This window comes from Pseudoduganella sp. GW821-FHT11H04, from assembly GCF_058807935.1.
This window is the reverse complement of sequence record NZ_JBXARE010000007.1, coordinates 1-14,220: the sequence shown is the minus strand read 5'-3', so window position 1 is coordinate 14,220 and position 14,220 is coordinate 1. Positions and strand designations below refer to the sequence as shown.

13 protein-coding genes are annotated in these 14,220 nt (G+C 62.2%); 7 read left to right on the top strand and 6 right to left on the bottom strand.

Annotated features, from left to right (window positions below; translation table 11 throughout):
- Nucleotides 1–76 precede the first annotated feature (76 nt).
- Nucleotides 77–1,366 (bottom strand): D-amino acid dehydrogenase, encoded by a 1,290-nt coding sequence (locus AC1RTP_RS16540; protein WP_498608727.1) that lies wholly within the window; start codon nucleotides 1,364–1,366, stop codon nucleotides 77–79.
- A gap of 99 nt (nucleotides 1,367–1,465) precedes the next feature.
- On the opposite strand from AC1RTP_RS16540, the gene AC1RTP_RS16535 reads away from it, so the two are divergent.
- The 6 genes from AC1RTP_RS16535 (at nucleotide 1,466) to AC1RTP_RS16510 (ending at nucleotide 6,110) form a co-directional block, all read left to right on the top strand.
- The gene (locus AC1RTP_RS16535; RefSeq protein ID WP_498608726.1) at nucleotides 1,466–1,960 is read left to right on the top strand and encodes an Lrp/AsnC ligand binding domain-containing protein; all 495 of its coding nucleotides are present in this window, start codon (nucleotides 1,466–1,468) and stop codon (nucleotides 1,958–1,960) included.
- Nucleotides 1,961–1,998: 38 nt separating this feature from the next.
- A complete protein-coding gene (locus AC1RTP_RS16530) occupies nucleotides 1,999–2,163 on the top strand; it encodes a hypothetical protein (protein ID WP_498608725.1) in 165 nt (54 codons plus the stop codon).
- Nucleotides 2,164–2,217: 54 nt separating this feature from the next.
- Nucleotides 2,218–3,792, top strand: coding sequence for a hypothetical protein (locus AC1RTP_RS16525; RefSeq protein ID WP_498608724.1), 1,575 nt, complete (start codon nucleotides 2,218–2,220; stop codon nucleotides 3,790–3,792).
- 122 nt (nucleotides 3,793–3,914) lie between these two features.
- Complete coding sequence (locus tag AC1RTP_RS16520; RefSeq protein WP_498608723.1) at nucleotides 3,915–4,358, top strand: hypothetical protein; 444 nt, start codon at nucleotides 3,915–3,917, stop codon at nucleotides 4,356–4,358.
- Nucleotides 4,359–4,413: 55 nt separating this feature from the next.
- Nucleotides 4,414–5,712, top strand: a complete 1,299-nt coding sequence (locus AC1RTP_RS16515) for an NAD(P)/FAD-dependent oxidoreductase (RefSeq protein WP_498608722.1) — start codon at nucleotides 4,414–4,416, stop codon at nucleotides 5,710–5,712.
- The gene (locus AC1RTP_RS16510) at nucleotides 5,709–6,110 is read left to right on the top strand and encodes a hypothetical protein (RefSeq protein ID WP_498608721.1); all 402 of its coding nucleotides are present in this window, start codon (nucleotides 5,709–5,711) and stop codon (nucleotides 6,108–6,110) included. The genes AC1RTP_RS16515 and AC1RTP_RS16510 overlap by 4 nt, the downstream gene beginning before the upstream one ends.
- On the opposite strand, the gene AC1RTP_RS16505 is transcribed toward AC1RTP_RS16510, so the two are convergent.
- Together AC1RTP_RS16505 and AC1RTP_RS16500 are read right to left on the bottom strand one after the other, a co-directional pair.
- On the bottom strand, nucleotides 6,094–6,786 hold the full coding sequence (locus AC1RTP_RS16505) for a sensor histidine kinase (RefSeq protein WP_498608720.1): 693 nt from the start codon (nucleotides 6,784–6,786) through the stop codon (nucleotides 6,094–6,096). The genes AC1RTP_RS16510 and AC1RTP_RS16505 overlap by 17 nt on opposite strands.
- 83 nt (nucleotides 6,787–6,869) lie before the next feature.
- Nucleotides 6,870–8,501: a response regulator gene (locus AC1RTP_RS16500; protein ID WP_498608719.1), complete on the bottom strand. Its 1,632-nt coding sequence runs from the start codon at nucleotides 8,499–8,501 to the stop codon at nucleotides 6,870–6,872.
- A gap of 123 nt (nucleotides 8,502–8,624) precedes the next feature.
- Here AC1RTP_RS16500 and AC1RTP_RS16495 point away from each other — a divergent pair, with 123 nt between their 5' ends.
- A complete protein-coding gene (locus AC1RTP_RS16495) occupies nucleotides 8,625–9,014 on the top strand; it encodes a hypothetical protein (protein ID WP_498608718.1) in 390 nt (129 codons plus the stop codon).
- 24 nt (nucleotides 9,015–9,038) lie between these two features.
- Here the strand turns inward: AC1RTP_RS16495 and AC1RTP_RS16490 are convergent, their stop codons facing one another.
- The 3 genes from AC1RTP_RS16490 to AC1RTP_RS16480 form a co-directional block, all read right to left on the bottom strand.
- Nucleotides 9,039–10,022 (bottom strand): diguanylate cyclase domain-containing protein, encoded by a 984-nt coding sequence (locus AC1RTP_RS16490; RefSeq protein ID WP_498608717.1) that lies wholly within the window; start codon nucleotides 10,020–10,022, stop codon nucleotides 9,039–9,041.
- Nucleotides 10,023–10,148: 126 nt separating this feature from the next.
- Entirely contained in the window at nucleotides 10,149–12,893 is a 2,745-nt protein-coding gene (locus tag AC1RTP_RS16485) for a hybrid sensor histidine kinase/response regulator (protein ID WP_498608716.1), read from the bottom strand.
- A gap of 46 nt (nucleotides 12,894–12,939) precedes the next feature.
- The gene (locus AC1RTP_RS16480) at nucleotides 12,940–13,752 is read right to left on the bottom strand and encodes a response regulator (RefSeq protein WP_498608715.1); all 813 of its coding nucleotides are present in this window, start codon (nucleotides 13,750–13,752) and stop codon (nucleotides 12,940–12,942) included.
- Nucleotides 13,753–14,220 lie beyond the last annotated feature (468 nt).

Genomic DNA, 14,220 nt, shown 5'->3' with positions numbered 1-14,220 from the left:
CCCCCCCCCCCCCCCCCCCCCCCCCCCCCCCCCCCCCCCCCCCCCCCCCCCCCCCCCCCCCCCCCCCGACTTTTAATTAAGCACCTACCAGCTGCGGTTGGCGGGCTGGGCGTTCCTGGCTGTAGCGGGCGACGGAGAGGTCGTCGGCGAAGATGGCGGGGCGCTTGGCGGACATGATGTCGGCCAGCATCTGCGCGGAGCCGCAGCTCATCGTCCAGCCGAGCGTGCCGTGGCCGGTGTTGGTGAACAGGTTGCGGATGCCGGTGCGGCCGACCACTGGGGTGCCGTCCGGGGTCATCGGGCGCAGGCCGGTCCAGAAGGTGGCTTGGGCGGTGTTGCCGGCGCCAGGGAACAGGTCGTTCACGACCATCTCCAGCGTTTCGCGGCGACGTGGGTTGAGCTTGGTGTTGTAGCCGGCTATTTCTGCCATGCCGCCAACGCGGATGCGGTCGTCGAAGCGGGTTACGGCAATCTTGTAAGTCTCGTCGAGGATGGTCGAGGTCGGGGCTTTGTCGCCATCAACGATTGGTACGGTGATCGAGTAGCCTTTCAGCGGGTACACCGGAATTTCGAACAGTTCTTTCAGGAACGGGGTCGAGTAGGCGCCCAGGGCGACCACGAAGGAGTCGGCTTCCACCAATTCGGCGCCGCATTGCACGCCTTTGACTTTATCGCCTTCCATTACCAGCTTGTCCATCTCAACGCCGTAGCGGAATTTCACGCCCAGTTCTTTGGCCATGGCTTCGAGGCGGGTGGTGAACATCTGGCAGTCGCCGGTTTCGTCGTTTGGCAGGCGCAGGCCGCCAACCAGCTTGTGCGCGGATGCGGCCAGGCCTGGCTCGGCTTTCATCAGGTCGTCGCCGGTCAGCAGTTCGTATGGCACGCCGGTTTCTTTCAGGACTTCGATGTCCTTGGCGGCGCCGTCCAGTTGCGCCTGGGTGCGGAACAGCTGGGTGGTGCCTTGCTGGCGGCCTTCGTATTCGATGCCGGTGGCGGCGCGCAGTACTTTGAAGCAGTCGCGGCTGTACTCGGCCAGGCGAACCATGCGTTCTTTGTTGATTGCGTAGGAGTCGGCATTGCAGTTGCGCAGCATCTGCCACATCCACTTCAGCTGGAAGGTGGTGCCGTCAGGGGTGATGGACAGCGGCGCGTGGCGCTGCAGCATCCATTTCATGGCTTTCAGGGGAATGCCTGGGGCGGCCCATGGCGAGGCGTAGCCGGGCGAAATCTGGCCGGCGTTGGCGAAGCTGGTTTCCAGGGCAGGGCCGGGTTGGCGATCCAGTACGGTGACATCGTGGCCGGCTTGGGCCAGGTAATAAGCACTGGTGACGCCGATAACGCCGCTGCCAAGGATAACTACGCGCATGAATTGCCTCCGGAATATTTGTGACGGATTATTTTGCTAGGATATCCAAGATTTACTAGTATTTGTTACTATATGAACTCGATAAAACAGTAAAAAATCATGCGAATTCAAAAAGAATCGGTCCGGGGCCTGGACAAGATTGACCGCAAGATACTGCGCATCCTGCAGGACGATGCGCGCATTGCCATGAAGGACCTGAGCGAGCAGGTCGGGCTGTCGATTACGCCGACCATCGAGCGGGTCAAACGCATGGAGCGGGATGGGGTGATTTCCGGCTATCACGCGCGGCTCAATCCGCGTGCTTTAGGGGCAAGCTTGCTGGTGTTTGTGGAGATCACGCTGAACCAGAAGTCGGCCAGCCATTTCGAGCAATTCCGGCGCGAGGTGCTGCGCATTCCTGAGGTGCAGGAGTGCCACCTGGTGTCGGGCGATTTCGATTACCTGATCAAGGCGCGGATCCATGAGATGGCGGAATACCGCAAACTGCTGGGCGATATGCTATTGAACCTTCCGGGCGCGGCGCAGTCCAAGTCTTATGTCGTCATGGAGGAAATCAAGGAAACCTTGATCTTGCCCACAGAGCCTGCACCGTAGGCACGGGACAATGACGCTTTATGACCAAGGAGCGTAACATGTCTACCAAACCCGATCCTGTAGTGCATATGTCCGATTTGGAACAATTTGAGCAGAGATTCGACCTCAAGCTCGAGCGGCTTGAAAACAAAATTCTGCGATTGATGCTGGTACAAACGTTGATTCTCGTTGGCGCGATGGCGGCGCTTAAACTGTTTGGGTAATGACAACACATGGTCTAGAATGCCATTAGCCTGGACTGAGCGAACGGAGTATTTGTGCAAAGCACTTATGGAGCCGCGAGCGTCACCACATCAGCCGCCCGCGCGCCGGCTGCCCCCGAGCACGCTGTCCTTCTTCGTGGCCTGGATGAACATCTTTGCGCCGACCAGGGTTTCACTTCCAACTTAGCCCGCACCGTGGGCGCAATTGCCAGTACTGAAGGCGTCCTGAGCCTGGCGCAATTCGCCGCCGTGACTGACCTGGCTGGCGATGGCCGCGCTTCCGCCGTCTTTACCGTCATCATGCTGAATGCCATCGAGATCGGCGTCACCGTCGATTCGGCGCTGCATGCGCTAGCCCGGTCCAGCCCAACCGTCGCGGAACACTTGCGGCACAACGCTTACAACCTGATGAAGCCGCTACTGGCGTTGCAAGGCACCGCGTCCCGCCCGCTGGCGCAGAAAGTCGCCAAGGCCCTTCATATCAAATTGACGCCGGAACAGGTGTTCGGCCTGCCGCCGGAGGAAGAACGCCGCCTGCTTAGCAGCCTGGGCGACCAGGCCCGTAAGCTGGTCAAGGGCAGGAGCCTGGCCGATGCCGTGGCCGACTTCGGCCGCAGCATGGGTCACGCCGAACTCCTGAACCATGCCCGCGGCTATAACGGTGGCTTGATGAGCCAGGATGAGTTGCACACTGCCGTCGAGCGGACGGTGGCAGCAATTTGCCAGGGCATTGAAACTTATCGTGAGCATGAAAACTCCATGCTGGCCTGCGAGGCTGGCGCTGCCGGACTGCTGGCAACCGCGCAGCAATTGCGACACCAGGTGCAGCAGCGCCTGGCCCTGGTCGATGCCCGCATCGCTTACGAGCGCCGTATGCTGAACCAGGATATTGAGGACGCCGTGCATGGCGCTGGCGACGCCATCGAACTGGCGCTGGCCTGCCATCCGGAGGCCAATGAAAAAGCCAGCGGCGAGCATTTCGGCAAGGAGATGGAATCGCGCCTGGACCGCGTAGTGCAGCGCAAGGAGGAGGCGCTGGATTTGCTCCAGCACGATTTATCCCTGTTCCAGTCGGATATCCGCCTGACCCAGAGCACGGTCTTCGAGCGCCAGCATCACGCCACGCTGGCCCGCCTGATGCCGCGCATGCGGGTCGGCACCCGCCTGGCGCAATCGGTGGATACGGCCGCCAACATCACCTTGATGGGCAGCGCCGTCGCCGCAGCCGGTACCGGCACTGCGGCCTACTTGTTCGGTGTCGCGGTAGTCCTGCCGGTAGTGGCGCCCGCCGCCCCCTTCGTCGGCGGCGCCGTGCTGCTGGCCGGCGCCTTCAAATGGTTCGCCGATGCCGGCCGCCGCAAGCGTTCGGAAATACAGGACCGCCGCCGCGCCTTTGAGGAGGAGTTGCGCAAGCGACTACAGGAAGTGCAGGGCGCTTTCGGCCGCCAACTGGACCGCATCGCGTCCAGCTTCCACGAGTCGGCCACCCAGCTGCTGACGCCTCTGATGCTGGAGGCGGAAGCGGCCGGCCGCGTCCAGGCAGTGCGCAAACGTATTGCCGATAAGGTAATTTCCCAAGCCCAGCAGGCCATTTCGCGGCTGCGTAGCGCCATGGCAGCCCACGCCTGAGCCGCTGCTAAAAGTGTTGCTTTGCGTCAACCAATGTACGTTACCGAACGTTGGTAGCGTACTTGCTTTGGTACAATGACCGCGCTCAACGCGCTTTTTCAACAACTTATATAATCACGACCATGAAGATCCAGCTCTTAGCCGCCGCCGCGCTGGCACTCAGCACTTCTGCTTTCGCTCAGGACGTAGGCGTTTCCGTCACCGTCGGCCAACCAGGCTTTTTTGGCCGTATTGATATCGGCAATACCGCGCCGCCACCAGTGCTGTACCCACAGCCAGTGATCGTCCAGCGTCCAGCCCGCATCATCGCTGAGCCACTGTACCTGCGCGTTCCGCCAGGCCATGCCAAGGACTGGTCCAAACACTGCGGTAAATACAATGCTTGCGGCCGCAATGTCTACTTCGTGCGTGACGACTGGTACACCAACGAGTACGCACCGCGTTATCGCCATGATCACGACCGCCGCGACTATGATCGCGATGACCGTCGCGACGATCGTGACGACGACCACGGCCACGGCCACGGCAAGGGTCATGGCAAAGGCCACGGCAAGCATAAAGACTAACCCGGTGGCATAGCCGGGCTGGCCGCCCGCTCCCCACCGATATCAGGAGAGCTGTTTGCAGAGCAAATATGTGATCGTAGGTGGAGGGGCAGGTGGCCTTGAGCTGGCCTGCAAATTGGGCCGCAAGCTCGGCCCGCAACAGGTAATGCTGGTTGATAGCCGGCTTTACCACATCTGGAAGCCTTCGCTGCACGAGGTGGCGGCCGGCACCCTGGATATCCACCAGGAAGGCCTGTCCTACCAGATGCTGGCGCACGACAATGGCTTCACTTATGTCTATGGCGCCATGACGGCGCTGGACAGCGCGTCCAAACAAATCACCGTAGCGCCAATTACCACCGAGGCCGGCGAGACCGTTCTCCCAGAGCGCTGCGTGAGCTATGAATCGCTGGTGATGGCGGTTGGCAGCACCTCCAATTATTTCGGCGTGCCTGGCGCGGCCGAACATACCATTTCCCTCAACGCGACTGAAGATGCGGAACGCTTCCGGCTGACCCTGCTCAAGCTCCTCACGCGTGCGGCTTTGCAGAAGGGCTCGCAGCAAGGCGCTGCCGGGGTGGACGTTGTGATCATCGGTGGCGGCGCAACCGGCGTCGAACTGGCGGCCGAATTGCGCGAGGCGAGTGGTGTCTACACTTCCTACGGCTTTGGCCACCTGGACCCGATCCGCGACGTGCGCATCACTTTGCTGGAAGGCGCGCCGCGCATCCTGGCGCCGCTGCCGGAGCGCGTCTCGGCTGCTGCACTCAAGCTGCTGAATGAGCGCGGTATCAAGGTCGTGACCGATTGCCGCGTGACTGCAATTGCAGACGATCATGTCGCCGTCGGCGAGGAGGCATATCCATCGGATATCGTGGTTTGGGCCGCGGGGATCAAGGCGCCGGCCTTCCTGTCCGCGCTTGGCCTGCCGACTGCGAAGGGCGGCCAGATCGAGGTGACGGGCGAGCTGCAGGTCAAGGGCGTGCCTGGCGTGTACGCCCTGGGCGATTGCGCACAGTGTATCGGCGCGGATGGCAAGCCCGTGCCGCCACGCGCACAGGCCGCACACCAGCAGGCCGACTACCTGCTCGAGACTTTCTTGCGCGAAGCGCGCGGCAAGGCGCCGCAAGAGAAGCCTTATGAATACCGCGATTACGGCTCGCTGGTTTCTTTCGGCCAGTCGACCTCGGTCGGCAGCCTGATGGGCTCCTTGCGCGGCTTTAGCTGGTTCGTGGAGGGGTTCTTCGCCCGCATGATGTACGTCAGCCTGCACCTGCTGCACCACCAGGCCGTGCTGGGCACCATCCGCACCGGCGTGCTGGCCGTGGCGCGCTTCCTGGTCAAACGGGCCACGCCGCTGGTCAAGCTGCATTGAGGGCGCTGCTGGCCGCCGCCGCGGCCGCCGCACTGCTTGGCGGTTGCTACAACCGCGCTACCGAACTGGCCGAGCTGACGCTTCATCACGCAACGACCGTGGGGCATGTGGCCGCGCTCAATTGCAGCAACGATGGGCAATGGTGGTATGAGTTCGAGCTGGAGGGCAAGCGCCGGCGCGGCCCCGCCCATGATGCGGCAGACTGCCGCCAGCACAAGCTAGGGGGCAGCGTGACGGTGTACTACAACCCTTCGGCGCCCGACGTGCACCGCGCAAGCGCGCCGGCCCAGGCCTATGAAGACGAGCACGGCTTTTATGTGCCGGTCTGGCTGTGGTTCGGGATTGCCGCGCTGGCGCTGCCGCTGTCGGCCTGGATGGCGCTCAAGCGCTTGCGTTGAGGTCGGGCTTCGGCAACGACACAGTGAGGACGGCGCCCTGGCTGTCATTGGCGGTCAGCGACAAGGAGCCACCGAGGAAGATGGCGCGCTCGCGTATCATGCGCAAGCCATGGTGCTGCTGCCAGTCTTCTTCCGGCATGGCGGCCTGGCCGAGGCCGACGCCGTCATCCTTCACCGTCAGCACGATACTGTCGTCCATATCGTCGACGATCACTTCGACCTTGCCGGCGCGCGCATGGGTGGCCACATTGCGCAAGCCTTCTTCGGCCGCGCGCAGCAGCACCACACGGTGTGAACGCGGGCAGGCCGGTTCATCGTCCGGCAGGCTGCAATGGGTTTTCACCAGCTGTTCTGCGCCGAACTGTGTCACCAGCTCGCCCAAGGCCACGCGCAGGCCGAGGAATTCCAGCTTGTCATTCCACAGCTTGTGCTGCATGCCGCGATTGGTTTCGATGATGGTATGCAGCAGCTTCTTCATTTGCGCCGCGCGGTCCAGCAGGGCAGGCTCTTGCGGCAGCTTGGAGGTTAACAGGCCCAGGTGCATGGTCAGGGCGGTCAGCGAGGAGCCCAGGCTATCGTGCATCTGGCGCGAGAGGGCGCGCCGCTCGTCGTCCCAGCAATTGTTGACGTAACCCAGCAGCTCACGCAGTTCAGCGGCGTCCGTGCTTGCAGACATATTTTAGGTAGTTCATGTTTATTGCCTCGATAATACATGAGGATGGTCAGCAGGGGCGCACGACGCCCCAGCATGGTGCGTGCTTAACCCCGGGCGACGGCCGGGCTGCGGGCCAGGCATTCGTCGATGGTGTGCAGCAGCAAATCGACGTCGACCGGTTTCACCAGGTGCATGTCGAAGCCGGCATCCATCACGCGTCGCTGGTCGTCGGCCAGGCCGTAGCCGGTCAGTGCAATCAGCTTGATGTGGTGGGTGTCGGGATTGGCGCGCATGCGGCGCGCCACTTCGTAGCCATCGATGCCCGGCAGGCCAATATCGATCAGGGCGATATCGGGCTTGGTGGCCGCTGCGGCGGCCAGGCCCTGGAAACCGTCTGCGGCGTGCTGTACCGGGTAGCCATAGCAGCCCAGCATCATGGCCATCATTTCGCGGCCATCGTCGTTGTCCTCCACCAGCAGCACGGCTGGTTTTGGCTGTTCGCTAGTATCCATGGGAGGTGCCTTTGTTTCAATTACATGCTCGATGCAGGGCAGGTGCAGGGTGAAGGTACTGCCTTCGCCCGGTCCTTCGCTTTCCGCATAAACATTGCCGCCGTGTAGTTCGACCAGGCGCCGCACCAGAGACAAGCCGATGCCCAGCCCGCCTTGTGCGCGATCCAAAGTGCTGGAACCTTGCACGAAAACGTCGAACACCAGGGGCAGCAGGTCGGCTGAAATGCCGACGCCGCTGTCGTGTACGCTGATGGTCACTTCGCCCTCATCGACATCGCTCAAAATTTCAATGCGGCCGCCCGGCGGCGTGTATTTCAGCGCGTTGTCGAGCAGGTTGCTGATCACTTGTTCCATCCGCGTTGCATCGCCATTGATCCAGCACGGCGCAACCTCCGCCACCACGTGGTAGTCCTCGAGGCGGCCGGTAGCGCGGAAGGTTTCCAGCGTGGTTTTCAGCAGGGCGGCCAGATCGAGCGGCAGTCGATTGAGCAGGATCTTGCCCGACATCGCGCGGCTCAAATCAAGCAAGTCGTCCACGATGCGGCCCAGGTGGCGGCTTTGGCGTTGGATGATTTTCTTGGCGTGGCTGACGCTGTCGGCGTTCACGCCAGGCAAGCCGATCAGCGAGGCGGCGCTGCTGATGGCCGACAGCGGGTTGCGCAGCTCGTGGCCCAGCATGGCCAGGAATTCATCCTTGGCATGGCTGGCGCGTTCGGCGGTCTTGCGTTCTTCGATTTCGCGCAGCAGGCGCTGGTTGCTGGCGATCAGGTCGGTGGTGCGCTGGCTTAGCTGGCGCGCCTGGCGCCGTAACTCTTCGTTCTTGGAGGCGAGCGACACGAAGACGCTGATCTTTGCATACAGCACTTGTGGGATCACCGGCGTGAACAGGAAGTCCACCGCGCCTTTCTGGTAGGCCTTCAGGCGGTCCAGTTCGTCCGCTACGAAGGCGGTGATGAAAATGATGGGGATGTCCGATGAACGCGGCCGCTGGTGGATCGCTTCCGCGGTCTCAAAGCCGTCCATGCCCGGCATATTGACGTCGAGCAGGATGACGGCAAAATCGTGCGTCAGTACTTCGCGCAGCGCCTCCTCGCCAGAGCGCGCGGCGATGACGTCGAAATTTTCTTGCGCTGCCCACTGCTCGAGCAGGTTAGTCAGCGCAAAGAGACTGTTTGCGTCGTCATTGACGACGAGGATCTTGGGCTTGTCCACCACTCTGATCATAGCGTTGCCCTTTTACCGTGTCAAAAGAACACATGCGAATCGAACACTCGATGTGTACGCACGCGCACAGTCAGGCGCGAGCTGCGCTGCCATAGTGAAATCTCGTCCTGTGAAGGAGCAACCATGAATATCGACACCATTGTTGACAAAGAGTATGTGGACAAGAGTTTTCGCGAGTTGGCCGATGCCCCTGTGAGCGCCTTGCGCGGCCTGGGCCCCAAGGATGCCAAGGCCCTGCATGCCGCTTTCGGCATCAGCACGGTGCGCGAGCTGGCGCAGCTTAATTTCGTGCGCTGGGCCTGCGCCATAGCTATTCTGGCCGACGAGGAACAATTGGCGCCCGCCGAAAAAGCCAAGGAAGAATTGCTGGACGATGCGGTCGAAATGACCTTCCCGGCCAGCGATCCCATCTCGGTGGACTCCGGCATCACGCGCATCGAGGTAGCGCCGGAAAAAGTCGACGCGCAACAAGACCACCAGCATGCGGGCAAGGTTGAAACTGAGGCCACCTGATGACTGGCTTGGCGGCCTGGCGCATCAGGCCGCTGTAACGTGCACTTGCTGTGGGGCTTGCTGCGCCTGGTCCACTGCCGCATGGCTGGCGGAGCAATAGCGGTTCTTGCCGCTGCGCTTGGCTTCATACAGGGCGGCATCGGCAACGTGCATCAGGTTGTCGACTGTGCTTGCATCGTCTGGGTAGAGTGCGATGCCGAGGCTGGTGGACAACTGCAGCGTCAAGCCGTTCACCACATAAGGCTGGGCCACCACTTCGACCAGCTTGCCTGCCGGCTCTTCCGCATCGGCCAGCGTGCCCACTTCGCCCAGCACAATCACGAATTCGTCGCCACCGATGCGGGCCACCGTGTCTTCCTTACGGGCCGAATTGACCAGGCGCTGCGCTACCTGCTTGAGAATCTCGTCGCCATAGGCGTGGCCATGGGTATCGTTGATGCACTTGAAACCATCGAGGTCGAGGTACATCACGGCGGCGCGGCGCTGCTGGCGCGCGGCGTGCTGCAGGGCGGTAGCAATGCGGTCTTCCAGCAGGCGGCGGTTGGGCAGGCCGGTCAGCGGGTCGTGCAGCGCCAGTTCCTGCTGTTGCTTGCTGTAGGAGGCCAGCTCCTTGTACAGCAGGCGCACTTCCAGCATATTGTGGATGCGCTTGTGCACTTCGAGCAGGTCAAAGGGTTTGCTGATGAAGTCGCGGGCACCGGCTTCCAGCGCGGCGATCTTGAAGCTGGGCTGGGCGGTCAGGGCCAGGACGGGCAGATAGCCTTCCTGCTCGATTTCCTTCAGGCCTTTCATGACCTGGAAACCATTCAGTTCAGGCATTTGCAGGTCCAGCAAGATGAGGTCGTAACGGTGCTGGCGGTGCAGGGGGCAAACCTGCTCCGGTAGCATGGTGGCCGTCACATTGGTATAACCGGCGTCGCGCAGGATCTCCAACATCAAATCGATATTGTCAGCGCAATCGTCAACTACCAAGATCTTGGCATTCAAAATCTCATCAGTGCTTGGCATGGCGGTCTCGGGAACTGGAATTTCAGTGTAGCTTGCGACAGTTTGCCGTGGCGCACGTGTCATTAACCAGTCTAGCAAAAATCCCGGCCGTTTCTTGTAGGACATTTTCTCGTGTTCGGGTAGTCCTCAGTCACTCTTGCTAGCTGAGCTAACGCGCTCAATAGTCGCTACCAATTCGGAAGGTTCGATGGGTTTTGCCACGTGATCAAGGAAGCCTGATTCGAGGGCGCGCAGCCGGTCTTCCGAACGGGCAAAGGCGGTGAGGGCGATGGCGGGCATGGCGCCGCCGCGCGCTACGCCCAGGGCGCGTATGCGCGACAATAATTCAAAACCGTCAACATCGGGCATGCCGATATCGCTCAGCAGCAGGTCGTATTCGCTGGCGCGCGCCAGGGCCACCGCTTCCAGGGCGTTGGCGGCGCATTGCACTGTGCAGCCGCAATCGCGCAGAATGCGGCTGATCAGTTCGCGGGCATCGGCTTCGTCGTCCACGAGCAACACTCTCAGGCCGCCCAGGTCGCGCAGGCCCATTTCGGGCAGGGGCACTTTATCGCTGCGCGGCGGGCTGTGCATACGCTGGGCGCGGATTTCGCCGCTGGCCAGCGGTAGCCGCACGGTAAAGCTGGAGCCCATGCTTTCGCCATCGCTGGCAGCCGAGACGGTGCCGCCGTGCTGTTCGACCAGGTGCTTGACGATGGACAGCCCCAGGCCAAGTCCGCCATGCCGGCGCGTGGTGGAGGCGTCGGCCTGGCGGAAGCGCTCGAAGACATAGGGCAGGAATTCATGGCGGATGCCGACGCCGTTATCGGTCACGGTGATGTCGGCATGGCCTTCATGGGCCCAGATCGCGACGCGCACGGCGCCGCCGCGCGGCGTGAACTTGAGGGCGTTGGTGAGCAGGTTCCACACCACTTGCTGCAGGCGGTTGGCGTCGCCCGCCACGTGGCCGGTGGCCGAGAAGTCGCGCTCGAGGCGGATTCCCTTTGCTTCGGCGGCGGGCCGCACCGCTTCCAGCGCGGCGTCGACCACCACGGAGGGCATCAGCAGTTTCATGTCCAGCAGGACTTTGCCGGAAGTGATGCGGCCCATGTCCAGCAAGTCTTCGATCAGTTGGGCTTGGGCACGCGCGTTGCGTTCAATGGTTTCCAGGCCGCGCATCTGTTCTTCCGGCGTGCGGTTGCCGCGCCGGAGCACTTGCGACCAGCCGAGGATCGCTGTCAGCGGCGTGCGCAGTTCGTGCGACAAGGTGGCCAGGAATTCATCCTTCATCTGGTTGCTGCGCTCGGCCTCGGCGCGCGCGTTGCGCTCACGGTCGAGCAGCGCCTTGCGTTCCTCTGCTGCGCGCTGGGCTGCTTCCACCATGCGCGCATTGTCGATGGCGATGCCTGCCTGGGCCGCCACGCCGCTGACCAGGCGTTCGGTGCGTTCATTGAACATATGCGGTTCGGGATGGCCGAAGAACAGCGTGCCCACAACTTCACCGGCGCGCGCCAGTACCGGCACGGCCAGGCCGCTGCGCACCTGTGGATGCGGCAGGCTCTGGAAGTCGGCCGGCGGCGCACCCGACAAGGTATGCATGGCCTGGCGGTCGCCATCAGCACTGGCGCCGTGATAGAAGAAGGCGCCGAAGCGTGCCCCGGATATGCTGGTGGCGGCGTCGGTCACTTCCTGCAGCAGCGAAGGCAGCTCGCGGTTCTGCACCAGGGCTGTGCCGGTGCTGTTCAAGAGTTCGAGGATATTGGTCTCATCGCGCAGCTGTTCCTGCACGCGTTTGACCTGGTCGACGTCGGTGCTGGTGCCGAACCAGCGCAGGATGCGGCCGCCGGAGTCGCGCATCGGGTTGGCGCGCGTGAGGAACCAGCGGTACTGGCCGTCGCGTGCGCGGATCGGGAATTCCATTTCGAAGGGATGCCCTGTTTCCACCGATACGCGCCAGTGCGCCAACATGGCGGGGACGATTTCGGGGGCGTAGGCCTGCATTCTGCCTTCGCCCAGCAGCGTTTTTTCGTCCATGCCCGTGTACTCGCGCCAGCGCTCGTTATACCAGGTCATCACCCCGTCGCTGCTGGCGATCCAGGCCAGTTGCGGGATGCTGTTGGCCAGCGCGCGCAATTCCTCTTCGCTGTTGCGCAAGGCGTCTTCGGCGTTCTTGCGGGGGGTGATGTCCTGCACCATGCCTATCATCCCGCGCAACTGGCCACCTTCGTCGAAGTCGCCGTGGCCGACCACGGATAACCAGCAGTTGCCGCCATCGCGACGCTGGACACCGCATTCAATATTGAGGTCGCGTCGCGCGAGGCAGGCGTCGATGAAGGCTTGTTCCACGGCGGCGAAATCGTCCGGTGCGATGCGGTCGCGCAGCACCGGCCAGGTGATCGGGATTTCTGCCGGCAGTTCGAAGATCTCGGCTGCGCGGCGGCCCAGGCGCACCTGGTTGGTCTCGGCGTTCCATTCCCAATCACCGAGCCGGCCTGCAGCCAACGCCACCTGCAGGCGGTTGGTGCTTTCGCGCATGCCGCGTTCGTGCAGCTTGCGCTGGTGGATGTCGAGCAGCAGGCAGGTCATGCCCATTGGCGAAGGCCAGGCGCGCACTTCGATCCAGCGCTGGCTGGGCTGGTAGAACAGTTCGCAGGTGGCGGCCAAGCCTTTTTCGAGGGTGCGGCGCAGCGGTGCTTCGAGGGCGCCGCCGGCGAGGCCGGGAAAGACTTGCCACAGTAGCTGGCCGCGCGGGTCGCGCAGCGTGGGCACGGGCGGCAGCAGCATCTCTGCCGCTTTGGGATTCAGGTATTGGACGGTCCAGTCCCTGCTGATGACGGCGAAGCCGTCACCCATGCTATCCAGTACGTTGTGCGTGCGGGGATCGGGACTCATATCGTTCGATTGTAGCGTTGGCAAGTCCTTGTCGCCGCACTATTGCCTAATGCAAACCTTGCAACGCTTGCTGCAGTTGCTCAATATCGTAGGGTTTCTGCATCGAGACGGCGGGGAAGTCGAGGTGGCTGGTGAGCGATTGGCTGTAGCCGGAAGCAAACACGATGCGCATGCGCGGCTGGCGCTTGAGTGCGGTGCGCGCAAGCTCGACCCCGCTCATGCCGGGCAGGCTGACGTCGCTGAACAGCACGTCGAATTCGGCGCCGGCCAGCACTTCCAGCGCCGCTTCGCCATTGGCTACGGCGCTCACTTCGTGGCCGAAGGCGCGCAGCATTTCGCACACCAGGTATTGCGCGTCCTGGTTGTCTTCCACGACGAGTATGTGCAGTTGGCCGTCATTGGCGGCGGCAAGCGGCAGGGCCGGGGCGCTGGCGGGCGCCAGGGTGCACAGGACGCCGGCCACTTCGCCTTCATTGCCGCGCAAGGGCGTGTAGTGCAGGTCGAAGGGCAGTTCCAGCAAATGGCCGTCGCGCCACAGTTTGAGGGGCTGGCGCGGAAAGACCAGGCTTTGGCCGGCCCAGGCTTGTTCGATGGCTTGCGGGTTCCAGTTCCAGGCGGATGGCGGGACCGCGGGCACGGTGCCGCCCGGCGGCACGGCGCTGGCACTGGCGACATTGCTGGCATAGGCCTGGTTGAAGAGCATGACCTGGCGCCGGCTCCACATCAGCAGCATAGGCAGGGGCGTGTTGAGCATGATGTCCAGTGTCAGCCGCAGCGCTTGCGGCCAGGCTTCCTGCGGGCCGAGATCGGAGCGCGACCAGTCCTGGGTTGCCATGCTTTCACCTGCGATTTGCGCCATGTTCGTCCCAGTGCCTGGATTTCAATATGGGCAATGCTACACCAAGGGCGACAAAAAAAAAGGCCCGCTGCTTGGCGGGCCCGAATTCTATTTTCTTGGAGGAGAATAGAGGAGACAGGTGAATGATGCTGCATCGCCGCATAAAGGTCCAATTTCGATTCATGATGAGAGAAATGCGTTTCATGAATGAAGTAATAATGTCTGGGAGGCAATTTTGTGTAATGAAAGAATTTGTTTCGCAGTGCTGGACAATCCGAAAACCCCCACATATAATGCTGCCTCCTTGCACAGGATACTGCGCAGGAAAGAGCCGGAAACGCCGGTTTCGCCTTGGAAAGTTGAGTAGAACGTAAGCTTTCCAAAACGAAATTCATGCGATATAATTCTGCTTCTTAAGCGGCTGTAGCTCAGCTGGATAGAGTACTTGGCTACGAACCAAGGGGTCGTGGGTTCGATTCCTGCCAGCCG

Bases quoted from the DNA above. Each gene is read 5' to 3' on its own strand.
- AC1RTP_RS16540 (WP_498608727.1), bottom strand. From the start codon at position 1,366: ATGCGCGTAGTTATCCTTGGCAGCGGCGTTATCGGCGTCACCAGTGCT.
- AC1RTP_RS16535 (WP_498608726.1), top strand. From the start codon at position 1,466: ATGCGAATTCAAAAAGAATCGGTCCGGGGCCTGGACAAGATTGACCGC.
- AC1RTP_RS16530 (WP_498608725.1), top strand. From the start codon at position 1,999: ATGTCTACCAAACCCGATCCTGTAGTGCATATGTCCGATTTGGAACAA.
- AC1RTP_RS16520 (WP_498608723.1), top strand. From the start codon at position 3,915: ATGAAGATCCAGCTCTTAGCCGCCGCCGCGCTGGCACTCAGCACTTCT.
- AC1RTP_RS16505 (WP_498608720.1), bottom strand. From the start codon at position 6,786: ATGTCTGCAAGCACGGACGCCGCTGAACTGCGTGAGCTGCTGGGTTAC.
- AC1RTP_RS16500 (WP_498608719.1), bottom strand. From the start codon at position 8,501: ATGATCAGAGTGGTGGACAAGCCCAAGATCCTCGTCGTCAATGACGAC.
- AC1RTP_RS16495 (WP_498608718.1), top strand. From the start codon at position 8,625: ATGAATATCGACACCATTGTTGACAAAGAGTATGTGGACAAGAGTTTT.
- AC1RTP_RS16490 (WP_498608717.1), bottom strand. From the start codon at position 10,022: ATGCCAAGCACTGATGAGATTTTGAATGCCAAGATCTTGGTAGTTGAC.
- AC1RTP_RS16485 (WP_498608716.1), bottom strand. From the start codon at position 12,893: ATGAGTCCCGATCCCCGCACGCACAACGTACTGGATAGCATGGGTGAC.
- AC1RTP_RS16480 (WP_498608715.1), bottom strand. From the start codon at position 13,752: ATGGCGCAAATCGCAGGTGAAAGCATGGCAACCCAGGACTGGTCGCGC.